Origin of the sequence: Nocardia sp. alder85J, assembly GCF_020176955.2 — a bacterium.
GTDB lineage: Bacteria > Actinomycetota > Actinomycetes > Mycobacteriales > Mycobacteriaceae > Nocardia.
In genome coordinates, this window is record NZ_JAIUCZ020000005.1 from 473,094 (window position 1) to 493,027 (window position 19,934).

Below are 19,934 nucleotides of genomic sequence, written 5' to 3' on the forward strand. Positions count from 1 at the left end.
CTCCCTTGACAAATTGGTTACGCACATAACATTATGCACGTAACTATTCTTCTCGTCTCCAGGAGTGCTCGTGGCGACCGAATCGATGGCGAAACCCTTGTCCCACCGCTGGATCGGTGGGCGGGGCGCGGCCGACCGGCTGGTGCTGGCGCTGGCGTGCGCCGGGCAGTTCATGGTGATCCTCGACGCGTCGGTGGTGAATGTCGCGTTGCCGTCGATCCAGCGGGATCTCGGATTCTCCGCTACCGGGCTGGCCTGGGTGGTCAACGGGTATCTGCTCGCGTTCGCGGGGCTCATGCTGTCGGGTGGGCGAGCCGGTGATCTGTTCGGGCAGCGGCGGATGCTCACTGCCGGGCTGTTCGTGTTTTCCGGCGCGAGCCTGGTCGGCGGGCTGGCGACCGGTGCGGGGGTGCTGGTGGCGGCGCGGGTGGCGCAGGGCGCGGGGGCGGCGTTTCTGGCCCCGGCGACATTGGCGGTGGTCAATACCCGTTTCCCGGCGGGGCCTGCACGAGCACGGGCGCTGGGTGCGTGGTCGGCCGCGGGTGGGGCCGGTGGGATGGCGGGGGCCGTTGCGGGAGGGGCGCTCACCGGCGCGCTGTCGTGGCGATGGATCTTCCTGATCAATGTGCCGATCGGGGTGGTGCTGATCGCGGTGGCAATGGTGGCGCTGTCCGGGACCACCGTCGACCGGCTCGCACGGCTGGACCCGATCGGCGCGGTGACCGGGACTGCGGGCGCCAGTGCGCTGGTCTTCGGAGTGGTCCGGAGTGGTGCGTACGGATGGTCGTCCGCGCGAGTGCTCGGCATCATCGGGGCAGGGGTGCTGCTGCTCGCCGTATTCCTCGTGGTGGAGGGACGTTTCGCAACCCGGCCGCTGATGCCGTTGCGGCTGTTCGGAATTCGGGCGGTCGCGGCGGGCAATGGGATGTTGCTGCTGTTCGGCGGAATTCCGATCGCGATGTGGTATTTCACCTCGCTGCTGCTCCAGAATGTGCTCGGATTCGGTGCGTTGCGGTCGGGGCTGGGGCAGACACCGGCGTCGGTGGCCTTCGTGGTGGTCGCGCGATGGGCCGCCGGGCTGCTGCCGCGCGTCGGTGCGCGGGTGCTGGTGGCAGCCGGGGGCGGTTGCTTCCTGGCCGGATTCGGGTGGCTCGCCCGGGCCGGGTCCGGAAGTGGTTATCTCGCAGCCGTATTCGGCCCGACGCTGCTCGTCGCAGTCGGGCTCGGCCTGACATTTCCCACCCTCATGGCGGTGGCGACGGCCGACGCGCCTGCCGAGGACGCCGGAATCGCCGGTGGGCTGGCCAATACGTCGAGCCAGATCGGCGGGGCGGTGGCGCTGGCGGTCCTGGTCACGGTCGCCGGCTCCGAATCGGCCGGGTCCGGTGCGCCTGCCGCCCTGGCCGCGGGGTACGACCTCGTGTTCCTGGTGGCGGCGGGAATCGGGGTGGTACTCGCCGCCGCTGGGCTGTTCCTCCCGCAACGTCCCCGCGGTTGACGACACCCACCGCGCCACACCCACGACACCCAGCACCCCACGGTTGACGACAGCCGCCACCCCCAGGGTTGACGACGCCGCGATGCCCCACGGTTGACGACACCCGCGATGGCCTACGGTTGACAACGCCCGCGATGCCGTTCTGGGCGAGAAGCAGTCCGCCACGTGTTCCTGTCGCGACACCCTTGCGGTTGACGACCACGACGCTGGGCGATTTGGCAGAATCTCGCACCGACCGTGCCGAGAAGGGACAGAGCAGTGGCCTTTGCCGATTTCCAGAACGAGATCTATTTCGCCGGTCTGGTCGGGATACAGCCGACACTGCCGATGAGTTACGCCGGCTGGGAGGAACGTGCCCGGCAGGCGCTGCCGCCGTCGGTGTTGTCCTATGTCGCCGGTGGCGCGGGCGACGAGCGGACCCAGAATGCGAACGTCACCGCGTTCGAGCGCTGGGGACTGATGCCGCGGATGTTCGTCGGCGCAGCCGAACGGGACATGTCGATCGAGCTGTTCGGGCTGACGCTACCCTCGCCGGTGTTCCTGGCGCCGGTAGGTGTGATCGGGCTGTGCACCCAGGACGGCCACGGCGACCTGGCCACCGCGCGCGCCGCGGCCCGCACCGGCGTCCCGATGGTCGCCTCCACCCTGACGGTCGACCCGATGGAACAGGTCGCCGCCGAATTCGGCGACACCCCGGGCTTTTTCCAGCTGTACACGCCGAAGGATCGGGATCTGGCGGCCAGCCTGGTGCGCCGCGCCGAGCAGGCCGGATTCCAGGGCATCGTGGTCACCCTCGACACCTGGATCACCGGCTGGCGTCCCCGCGACCTGGGCGCCAGCAACTTCCCCCAGCTCCGCGGCCACTGTCTGGCCAACTACACCAGCGACCCGGTGTTCCGTGCGAGCCTGGACAAGACCCCCGAGGAGGACCCGCGCGGCGCGGTGCTGCGCTGGATCCAGACCTTCGGCAACCCGCTCACCTGGAGCGATCTGCCCTGGCTGCGGTCACTCACCGATCTGCCCCTGATCGTGAAGGGCATCTGCCATCCCGAGGATGCCCGGCGCGCCAAGGATTCCGGTGTCGACGCCATCTATTGCTCCAATCACGGCGGCCGCCAGGCCAACGGCGGCCTGCCCGCACTAGACGTGCTGCCCGAGGTGGTCGCCGCCGCGGACGGCCTGCCCGTCCTGTTCGACTCCGGCATCCGCAGCGGCGCCGACATCGTCAAGGCCCTCGCCCTCGGCGCCACCGCCGTCGGCATCGGCCGCCCGTACGTCTACGGCGCCGCCCTCGCCGGCGCCGACGGCATCGTCCACGTTCTCCGCTCCCTGCTGGCCGAGGCCGACCTGATCATGGCCGTCGACGGCTACCCCACCCTCGCCGACCTCACCCCGGACACCCTCCGCCGCGTCCGCTGACCAACTATCGTCCGGTCCCCGGGCAACCGCTCGGCACGCGACGGCCCGGAAACGAACCACGCGCCGAACGGCTACGCGCGGGTGTCGACCCGGGGCTACCACTCGGCGCGTGCCCACTCCGAACCGCCTGCGGTGCAACGGGAATCCCGCAGCCGGTCCGGTTCATGCTCCGGCGAAAAGTTCACCGGACAACGACGCCGCTTTCGCGACGAGTTCATCACGAACAGCAAGGTAGTGAACGAATTCGATTATGGCGACAGCGGATTCCCGCCCATCGCAGATGACAACCGATCATCGCGCGAACGCCGTAGCCTCGGAAATGTTCGCAGGATCCCGCCCGGACCCACCCAACTCACCACAAGACCGGACCCCGGATCCGTGAAACCATCCGAAAGATGGCGCCCACCAGCACGTTCGAATACGTGAGCCCAGAGTGGCTCGAGGCCGTCGAGTCGATCATCGTGGATCTTCTGAAAGGTCACGACCTGGATTCACTCGACTACTGCATCTGCGAGGATCTGACGAACCCGCCGGCCGGCCGAGCGGACACTTCCACCGGAACGCTGAGCTGGTTCATCCGCATCCGCCTGGGCGAACTCCACGTCGGCAGCGGCTCCGTCGATGACGCCGACATCCGCATCACCGCCGATTACACCACCCATCACGAACTCTCCCGGCGGGTCTGGGCAGACGACCCCGAGGCCATCGCTGCCGCTCGACGCCACCGTCAGATTGCGGCGGCCGACGGTCGGCTGCGAATCGACGGTGATCCGAGCGCTGCGCCTCTCCTCGTTCGAGAGTTGGTCGCCCGACTCCATGACCCCGTCGCAGCCATCACCACGTAGCAAGTGCGGCCGGGCCTGCTGACTTCCGGCACCTGCGCTCCGCTACGGCCCTGGATCTTCGGCGTTCCGCTGCCGCACGCGATCGAGACACGATCAACGGTTCCGCCCGGCATGGGACGGACAGGAAATCGCCGTCCGGCTCGGCGAATTCAGCGTGGCACCGCAGCTCGCGATCCTGGGCGTGTGGCGGTGGGCTGCTCAGCGCAGGGCAGCGGCTCGGCGGCGGGCCGCGGCGGCGCGTTTGGGGTCGGCCTCGGCCGGTTTCTTGGGAGCGGCCTTCCTGGTGGTCTTCTTGGCGGCGGGCTTCGCCGGCGCCGGAGCGGCAGCGGTGAGGGCAGTGCAGAGGAATTGGCCGGTGTAGCTCCCGGGGACGGCGGCCACCTCCTCCGGGCTGCCCTCGGCGACGACGGTGCCGCCGCCGGAGCCGCCCTCGGGGCCCATGTCGATCACCCAGTCGGAGGTCTTGATCACGTCCAGGTTGTGTTCGATGACGATGACCGTATTGCCCTTGTCGACCAAGCCGTTGATGACGGCGAGGAGTTTGCGGATGTCCTCGAAATGCAGGCCGGTGGTGGGCTCGTCGAGAATGTAGGCCGTGCGGCCGGTGGAGCGCTTCTGGAGTTCGGCCGCCAGCTTGACGCGCTGGGCCTCACCGCCGGAGAGGGTGGGGGCGCTCTGGCCGAGGCGGACGTAGCCGAGGCCGACGTCGACCAAGGTCTTCAGGTAGCGATGGATCGAGGTGACCGGTTCGAAGAATCCGGCGGCCTCCTCGATGGGCATGTCTAGCACCTCGGCGATGGTCTTGCCCTTGTAGTGGACCTCGAGGGTCTCGCGGTTGTAGCGGGCACCGCGGCAGACCTCACAGGGGACGTACACGTCGGGCAGGAAGTTCATCTCGATCTTGAGAGTGCCGTCGCCCGAACAGGCTTCGCAGCGGCCGCCCTTCACGTTGAACGAGAAGCGGCCGGGCTGGTAGCCGCGCACCTTCGCCTCGGTGGTCGCCGCGAACAGGGTGCGGATCTTGTCGAAGACGCCGGTGTAGGTGGCCGGGTTGGAGCGCGGGGTACGGCCGATCGGGGACTGGTCGACCTGTACCAGCTTGTCCAGATGGTCCAGGCCGTTGATGCGGGTGTGCCGGCCGGGCACCTGGCGGGCGCCGTTGAGTTTGTTCGCGAGCACGGTGGCCAGGATGTCGTTGACCAGGGTGGATTTGCCGGAGCCGGAGACGCCGGTGACGGCGCTGAGCACACCCAAGGGGAAGTTGACGGTGATGTCGCGCAGGTTGTGCTCGTTCGCGCCGACGACGGTGAGCTGGCGCTTCTTGTCGACCGGACGCCGCACCAGCGGCACCTCGATGCGCTCGCGACCCGAAAGGTAGGCGCCGGTCAGCGAATTCGGGTCGGCGAGCAGGCCGGGGTACGGGCCGCTGTAGACCACCTGGCCGCCGTGCTCACCGGCCAGCGGGCCGATGTCGACCACCCAGTCGGAGGCGTGGATGGTGTCCTCGTCGTGCTCGACGACGATCAGGGTGTTGCCGAGATTCTTGAGGCGGGTGAGGGTTTCGATGAGACGGCGGTTGTCGCGCTGGTGCAGGCCGATGGACGGCTCGTCGAGCACGTAGAGCACGCCGACCAGGCCGGAACCGATCTGGGTGGCCAGCCGGATGCGTTGCGCCTCACCGCCGGACAGGGTGGCCGCGGCGCGCGACAGGGTCAGATATTCCAGGCCCACGTCGAGTAGGAAGCCCAGCCGCGCCTGGATCTCCTTGAGCACCTGCCCGGCGATGGCCGCCTCGCGTTCGCCCAGGTCCAGGGTGTTGAGAAAGCGCGAGCAGTCGCGAATGGACAGATCACAGACGGAGGCGATGGATTTGCGGCCATCCTGGCTGTTCAGCGTGACGGCGAGGATCTCCGGGCGCAGCCGGGCGCCGTGGCAGACCGGGCACGGGACGTCCCGCATGTAGCCGTCGTAGTGCTCCTTCATCTGCTCGGACTCGGTGTTGTCGAGCCGCCGTTGCAGGAAGGGCATGACGCCCTCGAAATCGGCGTAGTAGGAACGCTTGCGGCCGTACCGGTTGGTGTACGACACGTGCACCTGTTCGGAACTGCCCTCCAGCACCGCCTTGCGCACCTTCGGCGACAGCTCCCGCCACGGGGTGTCGACCGAGAAGCCCAGCGCGTCGGCCAGGCCGGACAGCAGCCGGAGGAAGTATTCGGCGGTCTGCCCCCGGGACCAGGGCGCGATGGCGCCGTCGGCCAGGCTCAGTTCCGGATCGGGGACCACCAGGTCCGGGTCGACCTCCTTGCGGATGCCGAGGCCGGTGCAGTCCGGGCAGGCGCCGTAGGGCGAGTTGAACGAGAACGACCGCGGTTCCAGATCTTCGATGTCCAGCGGATGGCCGTTGGGGCAGGCCAGCTTCTCGGAGAACCGCCGCTCCCGGTCGTGCGCGTGCTCCTCGCGGTCGACGAAGTCGAGCACCACGATGCCGTCGGCCAGCCGCAGCGCCGTCTCGATGGAGTCGGTGAGCCGCTGCTTGGAGCTCGGCTTCACGGTGAGGCGGTCGATCACCACCTCGATGTCGTGCTTCTCCTGCTTCTTCAGCTTCGGCGGATCGGTGAGCTGGTGCACCACCCCGTCGACGCGGACGCGGGAGTAGCCCTGGCCGTTGAGCTGGTCGAACAGGTCGACGAATTCGCCCTTGCGGGTGCGCACCACCGGGGCCAGCACCTGGAACTTGGTGCCCTCGGGCATGGCCAGCACCTGGTCGACGATCTGCTGCGGGCTCTGCTTGGCGATCAGCTCGCCGCAGACCGGGCAGTGCGGGGTGCCCGCCCGCGCGTAGAGCAGGCGCAGGTAGTCGTAGACCTCGGTGATGGTGCCCACCGTCGACCGCGGGTTGCGGTTGGTGGACTTCTGGTCGATCGACACCGCCGGCGACAGGCCCTCGATGAAGTCGACATCGGGCTTGTCCATCTGGCCCAGGAACTGCCGCGCGTAGGCCGACAGCGACTCGACGTAGCGGCGCTGGCCCTCGGCGAAGATGGTGTCGAAGGCCAGGCTGGACTTGCCGGATCCGGACAACCCGGTGAACACGATGAGACTGTCGCGGGGCAGGTCGAGATCGACCCCCTTGAGGTTGTGCTCCCGCGCTCCGCGCACCGTCAGGCGATCCGCCACCAGCCCGTCCCTTCTCACTCGTGTATCGGCAATCAGAACTAACCCGCCGCCATGCTAGGCACACCCACCGACAAAAACCCGGGGTGACCGATTCGTCCAGGTCACACCAGGCACCGCGAGGGGTGATCCGAATCTCCGAGTACGGTGTGAACAGCGTCGGCAACGTTGCCGCGCGAACCGCCCACCTGTAATGATCGACGATCGTAGGCCGACGGAACCTCGGTAGCGATTCGCATGGTCAGCCAGTGGCGTGAGTCTCCGACGGACGGGAGGTGCACGTGGTCCACGACGACGAGGACGGCCGGATCGAAGGCCCCTCCGACGTCGCACAACTCGCATTGTTGTATCGCGATCTCATCGAGCACAGCCCGACGGCCCTGATCATGCACGACGGCAAACGTGTCGTCTTCGCGAATCCGGCCGCCGCGCGGCTGCTGGGTGCCACCGCGATCGACGAGCTGATCGGCCGGTTGGTGACGGATTTCATCGACCCGGTCGACATCCCGGCCATGGTGAAACGGCTGGGAGCGCTGCGGGACACCGGCGACACCTCGGAACGAGCGGGCGTGCGGGCGGTGCGTCTCGACGGCGGCATCGTCGACACCGAGGTCGTCGGGGTGCTGACCGTCTGGCAGGGCCGCCCGGCCTATCAGGTGGTCATCTACGACATGAGCGCGCAACGGCGTGCCGAGGCCGCCCAGCGCCGTGCCGAGATGTACTTCACCGCCGTGGTGGAGCAGCTCGAAGAGGGTGTGTGCGTGATCGACCGCAACGGCCGGATCGAATCGGTCAATCCGGCGGCGACACGCATCTTCGGCAACGAGGGCCAAGATCTGGTCGGCGTGTCCATTCTCACCCTGCCGATGCAGTTCCTCGACATGAACGGGCAGCCGCTGCCGCTGTCGCGGTATCCCGTGTTCCACACGATTGCGACCGGCGAACCGATCAGCGACTACATCTTCGGCGTGGACCGCACCGACGGGCAGCGCCGCTGGATCTCGGTATCGGCCCGCCGCCTCATCGCCGACGATCCGGACTCCCCCGCGGTGTGCTCGTTCAACGACATCACCGACCAGCGGGCCAGCCGGAAACAGCTGGAATTCCAGGCCACCCACGACCCGCTGACCGGGCTGGCCAACCGGTCGCTGGTGCTGGCCCGGCTGGCCGCCGCGCTGGGTACCAGCGGGGAGAAGCCGGTCGCGGCGGTGCTGTTCATCGACCTGGACGGCTTCAAGAAGATCAACGACACGCTCGGACACGCGGTCGGCGATACGGTGCTGCAGATCGCGGCGCAGCGCCTGCAGCGCGGGTTGCGGGAGGAGGACACGCTCGGCCGCATCGGGGGCGACGAATTCCTGGTGCTGTTGTCCGGGCAGGTGCGGGCGGAAGATCTGGAGTCCCTCGTCGGCCGGTTGCGCCGCACGATGGCCGAGCCGATCATCGCCCGCGGGCATCGCATCCGGGTCGACGCCACCATCGGCATCACCGAACTCGGCGTCGCCGAGACGCGGTCGCCGGAGGCCGTGCTGCACGACGCCGATCTGGCCATGTACCGCGCGAAACCGGCGGCCCGCCGGGAGAGCGACAGCCTGTCCCGGCGGCCGAACACCACCCACGCCTCCTGATCCGGTGCCTCGCCGACCGGCGCCGGGCAACCCGCTCACCTGCGCCTACAGCGCTGCCGGAAATATCCCACTAAACTCGACAACTCTGTTCTCAGCCCGGACCGAGCACGCGGTCCGGACGCACTCTGTGGTGACAAGGAGTTCCACTTTGCCCGACCGTCTCACCGAGGAGCACCCTGCGACCGACCGTGCGGCCGAGCTCGAGCAGGAACAGGCCCACGTGACCCGGTTGTACCAACGGCTGGACGAGATGCGCGCCTACGCGCAGCGCCGGCTGCGTGAGGTGCTGCTGGAAACCGGTGGTACTCCGCAGGCGCGCAGCGAACGGGAGTCCTTCACCCAGTTGTACAGCGAGGACCTCTCGAAATACGACGCCGCCGAACACGGGCTGTGCTTCGGCCGCATCGATCTCACGCCGGACGGCGGCGATTCCGGGCCGAGCACCGACGGCTCGGATCCGGACGGCGGCCGCCGCTACATCGGCCGCCTCGGCATCCTGGACGAGGACGACGACTACGCCACCCTGCTGCTGGACTGGCGGGCTCCGCTGGCCCGGCCCTTCTACCTCGCGACGACCGCCGCCCCGGACGGCGTGATCCGGCGGCGGCACATCCGCACCCGCAATCGCACGGTCACCTCGGTCGCCGACGAGTTCCTGGATCTGGACGCCGCGCGGGCGGCCGGCGCCGATGCCGCAGACGGCGGGGTGGGCAGCGAGAGCGCGCTGCTGGCGGCGCTCAACGCCGCCCGCACCGGGCACATGACCGACATCGTCGAGACCATCCAGAGCGAGCAGGACGCGATCATCCGCTCGGAGCACAAGAGCGTGCTGGTGGTGCAGGGCGGGCCGGGCACCGGCAAGACGGCGGTGGCACTGCACCGGGCCGCCTTCCTGCTCTACACGTACCGGCAGCAGCTGGACAAGGCCGGTGTGCTGATCATCGGCCCGAACAGCACCTTCCTGGACTACATCGGCCAGGTGCTGCCCTCGCTGGGTGAGACCGGTGTGCTGCTGTCGACCATCGGCAACCTGTATCCGGGCGTGCGGGCGACCGTCGAGGACAGCCTGCGCGCGGGTGAGCTCAAGGGTTCGGCGGCCATGCTGGAGGTGCTCAAACAGGGCGTCCGGGACCGGCAGCAGGTGCCCGCCGAGCCGATCCGGCTGTCGTTCGACGGCTACCAGCTCACCCTGGATCGCAAGATCGTCACCCTCGCGCGCGGCCGGGCCCGCTCGTCGCGCCGCCCGCACAACCTGGCCCGGCCGATCTTCGCGGCCTCGGTGGTCGACGCGCTCACCGATCAGCTGGCCGACACCATGGGCAAGGACCTCACCGGCGGCAAGAATCTGCTCAGCCAGACCGACCTGACCGAGATCCGCGACGAGATGCGGGCCGACCGGGACATCCAGGGCGCCATCGCGCGGCTGTGGCCGATCCTGACCCCGCAGGAGGTGCTGTCGGGTCTGTGGGCCGATCCCGATCGGCTGGCCCGCGCGGGTGGGGAGTTGTCGCCGGAGGACCGCAAGGAGCTCTACCGGCAGCCCGCCACGCCCGGCGAGTTCAGCCCGGCCGACGCACCCCTGCTGGACGAACTGGCCGAACTGCTCGGCATCGACGACTCCGAGGAGCGCGAACGCTCCCGCCGACGCTGGCGGGCCCAGCTGGCCGAGGCGCAGGACGCTCTCGACATCCTCACCGGCTCCGCGCCGCAGGATCTGGAGGACGATCTGGATCCGGAGATCCTGATGGCCTACGACCTGATCGACGCGAGTCAGCTGGCCGAGCGGCAGCACGTGCGCGACCGGCAGACCACCGCCGAGCGCGCCGCGGGCGACCGCACCTGGACCTACGGCCACGTGATCGTCGACGAGGCCCAGGAACTGTCGGAGATGGCGTGGCGAATGGTGATGCGGCGCATCCCGAATCGGTGGATGACCATCGTCGGCGATGTCGCGCAGACCGGTGATCCGGCCGGTGCGTCGTCCTGGCAGCGGGTGCTGGAACCGTATGTGGCACAACGCTGGAAGCTCAGCGAGCTGACCGTCAACTATCGCACCCCGGCCGAGATCATGGCCGTCGCCGGAGACGTTCTCGCCGCTATCGACCCGGCGGCGGGCGAACCCCGCTCGGTGCGGGAATCCGGCAATCCGCCGACCGCGCGGCGGGTGCCCGCCGACGGCATCACCGCGGCGGTGGCCGAGCTGGTGGCCGCCGAGGCGCCCCTGCCGGGTATCGCCGCGGTGCTGGCACCGCATTCGCTGATCGACGGATTGTCCACGCTCGCAGGCGAATCCGTGCAGGTGCTGACGGTGCACGACGCCAAGGGGCTGGAGTTCGACGCGGTCGTGCTGGTGGAGCCGCGCGAGATTCTCGCCGAATCACCGCGCGGGCTCAACGATCTCTACGTGGCCCTGACCCGGGCCACCCAGCGGCTGACCGTGGTGCACACCGGCGAACTGCCCGGGGTGCTGCGCCGCTTGGGCTGATGCCACCCGGCCGATGCGGGCTGGGGTGCTGCACCCGGTTGATGCCACACCGTCGATGTGGGGCTGGGTGCTGCACCCGGTGATGCCACACGGCCGACGCGGGCTGGGGTGCCACCCGCGCCGACGCTGGGCCGCACTGCACGGGCCGACGCGGTTCGGTGTCGCATGGGCCGACACGGTTCGGCGCCCGCCCGCTGCCCCCGGCCCGGCCGGGGGCAGCGACGGATCAGCGGACGGTGTGGACGATCAGGACGTCGGTCCGCGACTTGCGGGCGACATCCGAGGGCACCGATCCCAGCAACCGCCCGGCGAGCGTGTTCAGGCCGCGGTTGCCGACGACGAGCAGATCGGCCGGGAGCTCCTTCGCCAGGTTCAGCAGCGATTCCACCGGCTCGCCGACGACCGCGCGGTCGACCACGTCGGTGGCGCCGGCGGCCTGGGCCCGGTCACGCGCGGTCCGCAGGATCTCGTTGGTGGGCGCGGAACCACGCACCTGGTAGGCCTCGTCCTTGAGCACATCGGCCGCGGCCGCGACGTCCCGGTCGTCGGTCGGGTAGTAGGCGCAGACGACGTACAGCGTGGCACCCGCGTCCGCGGCCAGCGAGGCCGCCTTGTCGACGGCGACATACGACGAGTCCGACCCATCGGTACCGACGACGATGGTCCGGTAGGCGGTCATGTGTCCTCCAAATATACGGTTGTTCGGTGCCGATGCGTTTCTTCACCGGCGGCAACTGCGCTAGACCATAGCCGCCCGGCACAGTGAGAAACTCGGAATTGCAACACATCACACTCGTATGGCGTAAAGCGCAGGTCCCGCATTCGCCGGCCGGAATCGCGCACGACCCGTATCACCTGCGCCGATTCGGCCGACGGCCGACGGCGGGAAGAGGTTCGTCGCACAGCCGAACGGTCTTGCGGCCCTGGGATTTCCGTCACAGCGGCCATACCCGGCGGGGCAGTGGGTGAAACGCAGGTGTGTCGTCGTGCCGCGACCGCGTCGTGAACATTCACAATCATCGCGGCGTGCCACTGGTTCGCTCTCTCCGCGAACACACGGAGAGTGGCATTCCCGATTTCGCGCAAAGAGAATCCGGCCCGCCGCGACCGGGAAATCCGGGCGGCCGCGGGGCCGGAATGACGCCGGGCACCGCCGACCGGCGCCAGGCGGATCAATGCAGGGTGAACAGCGGCTGGGTGATCATCAGGCCGAGATGCCGCTCGTGCGCGAAGAACGCGAACAGCGCCAGGGCCGCGCCCATCAACGCGATGTTCTTGTTGAAGTTGATCATCTCGGCCTGCTTGATCTGCGGGTCGGACTCCTGCCAGAAGGTGTGCATCAAGAACGTGGTCGGGATCAGGAACACCAGCAGCAGCAGGCAGCCCAGATCGGCCCAGATGCCGAGCACCACCATCAGGCCGGCGACCAGCGCCAGCACACCGGAACCGATGACCGCCGCCTTGGCCGCGGGTACCCCTTTGGCCTGTGCGTACGTGGCCATCCCGTCCGCCTGGGCGAAGTGCCCGAACGAGGACAGCACGAACAACAGCGCGAACAGAATCCGTCCGATCAGCACCACAACACTCATCGCCAAGACCTCCGTCGTCGACGCCGTGTTCCTGGAGGGCATAGTCGGGCTTCCGCGGATGCGGTTCCTGTGACGCTAGGTCGATAACCGCCGGTTCGCTAGAGGTCGTTATCGACCAGCCGCGCATACGCGACCGGCGGCATCCCGACCTCCCGGGCGAACTCCCGGGCAAAGTGCGCCTGATCGTAGTAGCCGAGCTCGAGCGCCAGCGCCGCGACGTCGTCGACGTGGCCGCTCGCGAGCAGATGCGCGCCGTCCTGCAATCTGTACCGCCGCAACACCCACTTGGGCCCGGCCCCGACGTATCGCCGGAACAGCCGCTGCAAGGTCCGCATCGGCACCGCGAAACGCTCGGTGACCTGGTCGACCCGGGTCAGCCCGCGATCGTGCTCCATGGCGTCGACCATCCGCAGCACCAGCCGGTAGGAGGGATCGTCGGGAGCCCGTTCGGCGGCGTCGGCGAAGAACGCCTCGACGATCTCCCGGCGCTCCGCCATCGTGGCCGCGGCCAGCACCTTCTCGGTCAGCCCGACCGCCTCCGGCAGCACCGTGGTGAGCTCGACCGCGGTATCCCGGAACGCTCCGACGTCCAGCCCGGTGAACGCGCCGAACCCGCCGGGCCGGAACTTCACCCCGAACGTCTCCCCCAACCCGGACAGCGGGCGCACGAACTTCGCAGTGCACACCCCGTTGACGAAACCACCGCTGCGGCTGTGCGTGACCTCGAAGGTGACGTTGACACACGGGTACGGCAACACCTCCGCTTCGTAATCCGGCCGCCCGCGTAGATCCCACGCCACCGCCCAGTACCAGTCCAGGAACCGGGCCAATTCCGGCCCCGGCGGCAACCGCTGCAAACTCCGATGCCGCTCCTGCTCGACCGGACGCAGGATGGCCTTCGACACATCCGGTGGCCGCACCGGAACCACCTCCGGCACACCACCTTTCGCGTGCTCCCGCGCACTCGTGCCGGACTCGCGGCGGGAAGGAGACTCGTCACCGATCCGATGCGTCACGGCCGTCTCCCCCGGCGATCTCGCGCTGTCGCTTTCTTCCAAGACCACCCGCCCGCCCCCGGACGAGAGTGGATGCCATGACCAACACCGTGAATCCGATTCCCGAGGGCTACCACAGCATCACCTGCTTTCTCGCCGTCCCCGACGGCAACAAGGCGATCGAGTTCTACCGCGCGGTCTTCGGCGCGGAGGTGATCAGCCGCAACGACCTCCCCGACGGCCAGCCCGCCCACGCCGAACTGCTGATCGGCGATTCGACCATCCAGCTCGGCCTGCCGATCCCCGACCACGGCCTGCGTACTCCCGCCGACGACTGGGTACACACCAGCATCGTGCACTACTGTCCCGACGCCGACGCGGTGATCAAACTCGCCCGCGAGCACGGTGCCCGCCGCGCCGAGGACCCCGAAACCTTCGTCACCGGCGACCGCTACGGCCTCGTGATGGACCCCTTCGGCCACCGCTGGGTGATCATGACCCGCGTCGAGGACGTCCCCCGCGAGGAGGCCGAGCGCCGGGTGAACGAATGGATGGCCCAGCAGAGCTGATTCGGCCGGGGCCCGACCCGCTTCGGCGCGGATCGCCGGAGTGGGCAGGCCGAGACATGCTGCCGGCCGTCCGGACGCGAGTCCGGAACAGCTTGTACCGCAACTCATTTCAACCCGGCGGCGTCCATGCCCCGCAGTTCCTTCTTCAGGTCGGCGATCTCGTCGCGGAGGCGGGCGGCGAGTTCGAATTGGAGTTCGCGGGCGGCGTTCATCATCTGGGCGGTCATTTCCTTGACCAGGTCGGCGAGTTCGGCGCGCGGCATGTTCTTCACGTCGCGGCCCTCGTAGACGCCGGCGCTGACCGCGCGGCCCGGTTCGCCCTGGGCACGGCGGCCTCGGGTGACGTTGCGGCCGGAGCCGCCGACCTCCACCTCCGTCTCCTCGGCCTCGCGGTAGACCTGGTCGAGGATGTCGGCGATCTTCTTGCGCAGGGGGGCCGGTTCGATGCCGTTGGCCTCGTTGTAGGCGATCTGCTTGGCACGGCGGCGTTCGGTCTCGTCGATGGCGTTGCGCATCGAATCGGTGATCTTGTCGGCGTACATGTGCACCTCGCCGGACACGTTGCGGGCGGCGCGGCCGATGGTCTGGACGAGGCTGGTGGTGCTGCGCAGGAAGCCCTCCTTGTCGGCGTCGAGGATGGCGACCAGCGACACCTCCGGCAGGTCGAGGCCCTCACGCAGCAGGTTGATGCCGACCAGGACGTCGTATTCGCCGAGGCGCAGCTGGCGCAGCAGTTCGACGCGGCGCAGGGTGTCGATCTCGGAGTGCAGGTAGCGCACCCGGACGCCGAGGCCCAGCAGATAGTCGGTGAGGTCCTCGGACATCTTCTTGGTGAGGGTGGTGACCAGGACGCGCTCGTCACGCTCGGTGCGCAGCCGGATCTCGTTCACCAGATCGTCGATCTGGCCCTTGGTGGGCTTGACCACGATGTGCGGGTCGACCAGGCCGGTCGGGCGGATGACCTGCTCGACGAACTCACCACCGGCCTGGCCCAGCTCGTACGGGCCGGGGGTGGCCGACATGTAGATGGTCTGGCCGATCCGGTCGGCGAACTCCTCCCAGGTCAGCGGGCGGTTGTCGACCGCGGACGGCAGCCGGAACCCGAACTCGACCAGGTTGCGCTTGCGGGACATGTCGCCCTCGAACATGCCGCCGATCTGCGGCACCGTGTAGTGCGACTCGTCGATGATGAGCAGGAAATCGTCGGGGAAGTAGTCGATCAGAGTAGCCGGGGCCGATCCCGCCGGGCGGCCGTCGATGTGCCGAGAGTAGTTCTCGATGCCGGAGCAGAACCCCACCTGACGGATCATCTCCAGGTCGTACTGGGTGCGCATGCGCAGCCGCTGCGCCTCCAGCAGCTTGCCCTGCCGCTCCAGCTCGGCCAGCCGATGCTCGAGCTCGGCCTCGATGTCGTGCATCGCGCGGTCCATCCGGTCCTGGCCGGCGATGTAGTGGGTGGCCGGGAAGATGCGCAGCTTGTCGACCTGACGCACCACATCGCCGGTGAGCGGGTGCAGGTAGTACAACGCCTCGATCTCGTCGCCGAAGAATTCGATGCGGACCGCGAGCTCCTCGTAGGACGGGATGATCTCGACGGTGTCGCCGCGGACCCGGAAGGTGCCGCGGGTGAAGGCCAGATCGTTGCGGGTGTACTGGACGTCGACCAGCAGCCGCAGCAGCCGGTCGCGCTCGACCTCGCCGCCGACCTCCAGCATGACCGAGCGATCGAGATACGACTGCGGGGTACCGAGGCCGTAGATACACGAGACGGTCGCGACGACGACCACGTCGCGGCGGGACAGCAAGCTCTGGGTGGCGGCGTGCCGCAATCGCTCGACATCGTCGTTGATCGAGCTGTCCTTCTCGATGTAGGTGTCGGTCTGCGCGATGTACGCCTCGGGCTGGTAGTAGTCGTAGTACGAGACGAAGTACTCGACCGCGTTGTTGGGCAGCATCTCCCGCAGCTCGTTGGCCAGCTGCGCGGCCAGCGTCTTGTTCGGCGCCATGAGCAGGGTGGGCCGCTGCACCTTCTCGATGAGCCAGGCCGCCGTCGCGGACTTGCCGGTGCCGGTGGCGCCGAGCAGCACCACATCCTTCTCGCCGCGGCGTAGCCGCCGCTCGAGCTCGGCGATGGCCGCGGGCTGATCGCCCGCGGGCCGATACTCGCTGATCACCTCGAAGTGGCCGTCGGCCCGCTCGATCTCCCCGATCGGCCGGAACTCCGAATGCGCCAGCGGGGGGTTCTCCGCGAGGGTCGAATCGTCGGCGGGGATCTCGGTCGCGAAAGCCATGCCCCCAGGGTAGGACGAGGCACCGACAAGGAACATCGTTCGCGACGCGACGCACACCGCTCCCACATCCGCACACCGTTCCGGCACCCACGCACCCGTTCCAGCAACGCCCGGCTCCCGCAGCGGACTCGGAGCGTTTACCCGGCGGGTTCCCAGCCTCGCTGATTAGCGTCCATATCGCACCGAGCCACCCCCACAACCTGACAAGGGCTCCGCCGATGTCCGATAAGCCCAGCTCCCGGCCGCATCCGGCCGGGCAGGCCCGCACCGCCGCACACCGGCCGCGGACCGAGTACGTCGACCTCGCCGATCTCACCGGCACCGATGCCCGGGGGTTCGTGCACTCCGTGGCGAGCGGCCACGCCACCGACCGCGGGGTGTACGTCGCGCACCGGGCCGAGCACTCGCCCTACCGCTACACCGAGTCCTGGTTGCTCCCCGAGCTGTCGCTGCGGGCCACCGTGCAGCACGTCGACGTGGGCCACGACCGCGACCCGATCTACCATCTCGACCTGGGCGAATTCACCAAGGTCGCGCCGAAGCGGTGGAAGGCCGTCCTGCACTATCTCGACATCACCGTGCACAACGGGCAGCCGCCGGTACTCGGTGGCGTCGACGATCTGCTGGCCGCGCACGTGGCCGGTTACGTCGACACCGGACAGGCGCAGCGGATCTTCGAGCTGGCCACCGGCACGGTCGCCGCGATCGCGGCACACGAGCAGAGCTTCGATCGCTGGCTGGCCGGCCGGGGCATCACCCTGACCTGGCTGTAGCCGGTACAGCCGGTACAGCCGGTTCAGTGGATGTCGTACCCGGCGATCTTCGGCCGCGAACCGTCCGGGCAGCGCGGCACGCCCAGCTGCCGGGCCGTGTGCGGGGTCAGCCGCTCGCGGGTGGAAACCCGCAGACCGTCGCGGCACCGCCAGCCGATGTCCGCGTCGTAGGCCCGGTCACCGGCGTTCATGCAGACCTCGCCGCCGCAGCTGACGCCGTACGGCAGCGCGGCGGCGACGCCGGTCGCGGCCGTGATCAGTCCGGCGGCGCAGAGCCCGACCCCCGCGAGTGTGCGGAACATCCGATCCTCCCTGTCCCGGTCGTCCGTGTCCGCGGATCGGATGCGCCGCGCGCCACGACGGTAGATTCTGATGTCATGACCCAGGCGCACACGGTGAAGCTGCACCGACCGAAGATCGAGCACTTCGATCTCGCCGCACTCACCAACACCGATCCCAAGGGATTCGTGCGGCCTGTCGAGCGCTTTCAGGTCGAACCGTGGGGTCTGTACATGGGCCGCCACGCGGACCACCGCGAATTCCACTACATGGAGTCCTGGCTGCTGCCCGGACTATCGATTCGGGTCACGGTGTTCCACAACACCCCCGACTTCCCGCGCGACCAAGATTATTACCTGGACATCGGAGAATTCGGGCAGGCAACGCCGCAGCTGTGGAAATCGGTCGACCACTATCTCGACATCAGCCTCCGCGACGGCCGCGGCGCCGATCTGCTCGACGCCGACGAACTGCTCGCCGCGCACGCGGCCGGCTATCTGGGCCTGGACGAGGCGCAGCGCGCGGTGCAGACCGCGGCCGCCGCGCTGACCGGCCTCGCCGCACACGAATACCACCTGGACCGCTGGCTGCGCTCCGAGGGTGTGACGCTGACCTGGAAGGGCAGCACCTAGCCGCTCAGCGCTGCCGCCGCGGCACCCGCGGGTAGACCTCGTCGAACCACGGCTCCTTCACCGCGAGATAGGCCTCGGTCGCGGCCGAACCGGTCAGACCCGCGGCCTTCGCCTCCCCTGCGCGTTTCACCGCCGCATAGTCGGCGCGCGCGTCCGCGTCGTCGCACAACCAGTCGCGGAAATCGAGGGCGAACCGCTGGCCCGGCCAACCGTCCACGCGCACATGCAGATTCACCGCCCGGCCCGGATCGGCGTTGGCGTGGACGCGCTTGCGCCACTCGGCAGGGTCGGTGCCGGGCTTCGGACGGTCGGTGGTGATGTCCGGCACGCGGGGGAAACCGATCGCCGCCAACGGCTCTCGCACTGCGTCGGCGGCGTCCAGGTCGGCCACCGTGAGCTGGATGTCCAGCACATCCTTGGCGGGCAGCCCCGGCACCGCGGTGGAACCGATGTGGTCGATGCGCCGGGCCGCGGCGCCGGCGACGGTCCGTAACCGGCCGATGATCCGCTGCGCCGCCTCCGCCCAGCCCGGATCGGACTCCACCAGCCGCACCGGCCCGCGCGGCGGCCGGGTGCGCGTGCGCAGATGTTCCTCGAACGACACCAGCCGTTCCCACAACGCCGCCACCTGCGGCTCGAGCGCAGCGGGGTCGCCGTTGTTGTCCAGCAGCACATCCGCGGCGGCGCGGCGCTGCTCGTCGGTGGCCTGCGCGTTGATCCGGACCAGCGCGTCGGCGGGGGCGATACCGCGGAACTGCTCCAGCCGGTGCACCCGCACGTCGACCTCGGCCATCACGACGACCACCAGCTGGAGCAGCACGCCCATGCCGTTCTCCACCAGCAGCGGGACGTCCTGCACCACGATCGCGTCCGCAGGCGCGGCGTCGAGCAGTTCGGCGGCGCGCTTGCCGACCAGCGGATGGGTGATGCCGTTCAGCGTGGCCCGGGCCTCGTCGCTGACGAATGCCCTGGCCGCCAGCGCCGGCCGGTCCAGGCGGCCGTCGGCGTCGAGGATGTCCGGTCCGAACGCCTCGACCAGTGCGATCAGACCCTCGGTACCCGGCTCGACCACCTCGCGGGCGAGGGCGTCGCTGTCGATGAGCACCGCGCCCCGTTCGACCAGCAGCCGCGACACCGTCGACTTGCCCGCACCCATGCCTCCGGTGAGCCCGATTCGCAACACCGGACAAGTCTCGCATCCGCCATACGGATTCCCGCACGGCCCCCGGCCGCCGGCGCCCGCGTTCAGCGGAGGGCAGACGGTGTACCCACCGCGCACCGGACTTGCACCCGCGCCGTTCGGGAAATGCCGATCCGTGATGTCCGCGAGATCAATTCGCAACTTTTTCCGACCGATACCGACCACACGTCGGCAAACTTCCGACGCGAAAGGTCAAGAGTTGATCAACTTTCGACCGAACCCACTTCCGTTCGGCTACTGTCGCCGCGGGCGATCTCAGGCCATATCGAGCACACCGGCCACCTCGAGCGAGCGAAGGAACAGCATTGGGCATCGACAACACCCGGACGGGTCGCCACCGACTGGGTACCTCCGGCACCGTGCACTGTCTGCACATCCCGGCCGTGGCAACCGCGCTCGCGGGTCACCGACGCTCCTGGCTCACCGCTCTGCTCAGTCCAGCCCGCCATCGGTTCCCGCTGCTGCGCGGGCGCACCTTCGAGCCGATCCGGCGCTGGGTGCCGGCCACGGCCTGATCGGACAGCTCGGAACGGACCGTCCCGCAGCTGCTGTCGGA

16 protein-coding genes are annotated in these 19,934 nt (G+C 68.9%); 9 read left to right on the forward strand and 7 right to left on the reverse strand.

The window, feature by feature from the left end:
* The first annotated feature begins 70 nt into the window (after positions 1 to 70).
* The 3 genes from LBW94_RS21930 to LBW94_RS21940 all read left to right on the forward strand — a co-directional run bounded on the left by LBW94_RS21930 (position 71) and on the right by LBW94_RS21940 (position 3,762).
* Positions 71 to 1,498, forward strand: coding sequence for an MFS transporter (locus LBW94_RS21930; RefSeq protein WP_225052875.1), 1,428 nt, complete (start codon positions 71 to 73; stop codon positions 1,496 to 1,498).
* A gap of 258 nt (positions 1,499 to 1,756) precedes the next feature.
* Positions 1,757 to 2,917, forward strand: coding sequence for an alpha-hydroxy-acid oxidizing protein (locus LBW94_RS21935; protein WP_225052877.1), 1,161 nt, complete (start codon positions 1,757 to 1,759; stop codon positions 2,915 to 2,917).
* A 395-nt stretch (positions 2,918 to 3,312) separates the two neighbouring features.
* A complete protein-coding gene (locus LBW94_RS21940) occupies positions 3,313 to 3,762 on the forward strand; it encodes an SCP2 sterol-binding domain-containing protein (protein WP_225052880.1) in 450 nt (149 codons plus the stop codon).
* Between the two features lie 198 nt (positions 3,763 to 3,960).
* On the opposite strand, the gene uvrA is transcribed toward LBW94_RS21940, so the two are convergent.
* Entirely contained in the window at positions 3,961 to 6,939 is a 2,979-nt protein-coding gene (uvrA, locus tag LBW94_RS21945; RefSeq protein ID WP_225052881.1) for an excinuclease ABC subunit UvrA, read from the reverse strand.
* 278 nt (positions 6,940 to 7,217) lie between these two features.
* On the opposite strand from uvrA, the gene LBW94_RS21950 reads away from it, so the two are divergent.
* A complete protein-coding gene (locus tag LBW94_RS21950) occupies positions 7,218 to 8,564 on the forward strand; it encodes a diguanylate cyclase domain-containing protein (RefSeq protein ID WP_225052883.1) in 1,347 nt (448 codons plus the stop codon).
* A gap of 148 nt (positions 8,565 to 8,712) precedes the next feature.
* Positions 8,713 to 11,049, forward strand: coding sequence for a HelD family protein (locus LBW94_RS21955; RefSeq protein ID WP_225052885.1), 2,337 nt, complete (start codon positions 8,713 to 8,715; stop codon positions 11,047 to 11,049).
* A 226-nt stretch (positions 11,050 to 11,275) separates the two neighbouring features.
* Here LBW94_RS21955 and LBW94_RS21960 read toward each other — a convergent pair whose 3' ends face one another.
* The 3 genes from LBW94_RS21960 to LBW94_RS21970 all read right to left on the reverse strand — a co-directional run bounded on the left by LBW94_RS21960 (position 11,276) and on the right by LBW94_RS21970 (position 13,654).
* Positions 11,276 to 11,728 (reverse strand): universal stress protein, encoded by a 453-nt coding sequence (locus LBW94_RS21960; RefSeq protein ID WP_225052887.1) that lies wholly within the window; start codon positions 11,726 to 11,728, stop codon positions 11,276 to 11,278.
* A gap of 493 nt (positions 11,729 to 12,221) precedes the next feature.
* Positions 12,222 to 12,638, reverse strand: coding sequence for a DoxX family protein (locus tag LBW94_RS21965; RefSeq protein ID WP_225052888.1), 417 nt, complete (start codon positions 12,636 to 12,638; stop codon positions 12,222 to 12,224).
* Between the two features lie 98 nt (positions 12,639 to 12,736).
* Positions 12,737 to 13,654 carry an AraC family transcriptional regulator gene (locus tag LBW94_RS21970; protein ID WP_225052890.1) on the reverse strand — a complete coding sequence of 306 codons (918 nt, stop codon included), beginning with the start codon at positions 13,652 to 13,654 and terminating at the stop codon, positions 12,737 to 12,739.
* A gap of 77 nt (positions 13,655 to 13,731) precedes the next feature.
* Here LBW94_RS21970 and LBW94_RS21975 point away from each other — a divergent pair, with 77 nt between their 5' ends.
* A complete protein-coding gene (locus LBW94_RS21975; RefSeq protein ID WP_225052892.1) occupies positions 13,732 to 14,202 on the forward strand; it encodes a VOC family protein in 471 nt (156 codons plus the stop codon).
* 104 nt (positions 14,203 to 14,306) lie between these two features.
* Here the strand turns inward: LBW94_RS21975 and uvrB are convergent, their stop codons facing one another.
* The gene (uvrB, locus tag LBW94_RS21980) at positions 14,307 to 16,493 is read right to left on the reverse strand and encodes an excinuclease ABC subunit UvrB (RefSeq protein WP_225052894.1); all 2,187 of its coding nucleotides are present in this window, start codon (positions 16,491 to 16,493) and stop codon (positions 14,307 to 14,309) included.
* 218 nt (positions 16,494 to 16,711) lie between these two features.
* Here uvrB and LBW94_RS21985 point away from each other — a divergent pair, with 218 nt between their 5' ends.
* Positions 16,712 to 17,266, forward strand: a complete 555-nt coding sequence (locus tag LBW94_RS21985; protein ID WP_225052895.1) for a hypothetical protein — start codon at positions 16,712 to 16,714, stop codon at positions 17,264 to 17,266.
* A gap of 23 nt (positions 17,267 to 17,289) precedes the next feature.
* Here the strand turns inward: LBW94_RS21985 and LBW94_RS21990 are convergent, their stop codons facing one another.
* Entirely contained in the window at positions 17,290 to 17,568 is a 279-nt protein-coding gene (locus tag LBW94_RS21990; RefSeq protein WP_225052897.1) for a hypothetical protein, read from the reverse strand.
* 75 nt (positions 17,569 to 17,643) lie between these two features.
* Here LBW94_RS21990 and LBW94_RS21995 point away from each other — a divergent pair, with 75 nt between their 5' ends.
* The gene (locus LBW94_RS21995; protein WP_225052899.1) at positions 17,644 to 18,177 is read left to right on the forward strand and encodes a DUF402 domain-containing protein; all 534 of its coding nucleotides are present in this window, start codon (positions 17,644 to 17,646) and stop codon (positions 18,175 to 18,177) included.
* 4 nt (positions 18,178 to 18,181) lie between these two features.
* On the opposite strand, the gene coaE is transcribed toward LBW94_RS21995, so the two are convergent.
* The gene (gene coaE, locus LBW94_RS22000) at positions 18,182 to 19,360 is read right to left on the reverse strand and encodes a dephospho-CoA kinase (RefSeq protein ID WP_225052901.1); all 1,179 of its coding nucleotides are present in this window, start codon (positions 19,358 to 19,360) and stop codon (positions 18,182 to 18,184) included.
* A gap of 323 nt (positions 19,361 to 19,683) precedes the next feature.
* Here coaE and LBW94_RS22005 point away from each other — a divergent pair, with 323 nt between their 5' ends.
* Positions 19,684 to 19,893 carry a hypothetical protein gene (locus LBW94_RS22005; protein WP_225052903.1) on the forward strand — a complete coding sequence of 70 codons (210 nt, stop codon included), beginning with the start codon at positions 19,684 to 19,686 and terminating at the stop codon, positions 19,891 to 19,893.
* Positions 19,894 to 19,934: the final 41 nt, after the last annotated feature.

Bases quoted from the DNA above. Each gene is read 5' to 3' on its own strand.
- LBW94_RS21965 (WP_225052888.1), bottom strand. From the start codon at position 12,638: ATGAGTGTTGTGGTGCTGATCGGACGGATTCTGTTCGCGCTGTTGTTC.
- LBW94_RS21940 (WP_225052880.1), top strand. From the start codon at position 3,313: ATGGCGCCCACCAGCACGTTCGAATACGTGAGCCCAGAGTGGCTCGAG.
- LBW94_RS21960 (WP_225052887.1), bottom strand. From the start codon at position 11,728: ATGACCGCCTACCGGACCATCGTCGTCGGTACCGATGGGTCGGACTCG.
- uvrB (WP_225052894.1), bottom strand. From the start codon at position 16,493: ATGGCTTTCGCGACCGAGATCCCCGCCGACGATTCGACCCTCGCGGAG.
- LBW94_RS21975 (WP_225052892.1), top strand. From the start codon at position 13,732: ATGACCAACACCGTGAATCCGATTCCCGAGGGCTACCACAGCATCACC.
- LBW94_RS21985 (WP_225052895.1), top strand. From the start codon at position 16,712: ATGTCCGATAAGCCCAGCTCCCGGCCGCATCCGGCCGGGCAGGCCCGC.
- LBW94_RS21990 (WP_225052897.1), bottom strand. From the start codon at position 17,568: ATGTTCCGCACACTCGCGGGGGTCGGGCTCTGCGCCGCCGGACTGATC.
- LBW94_RS21995 (WP_225052899.1), top strand. From the start codon at position 17,644: ATGACCCAGGCGCACACGGTGAAGCTGCACCGACCGAAGATCGAGCAC.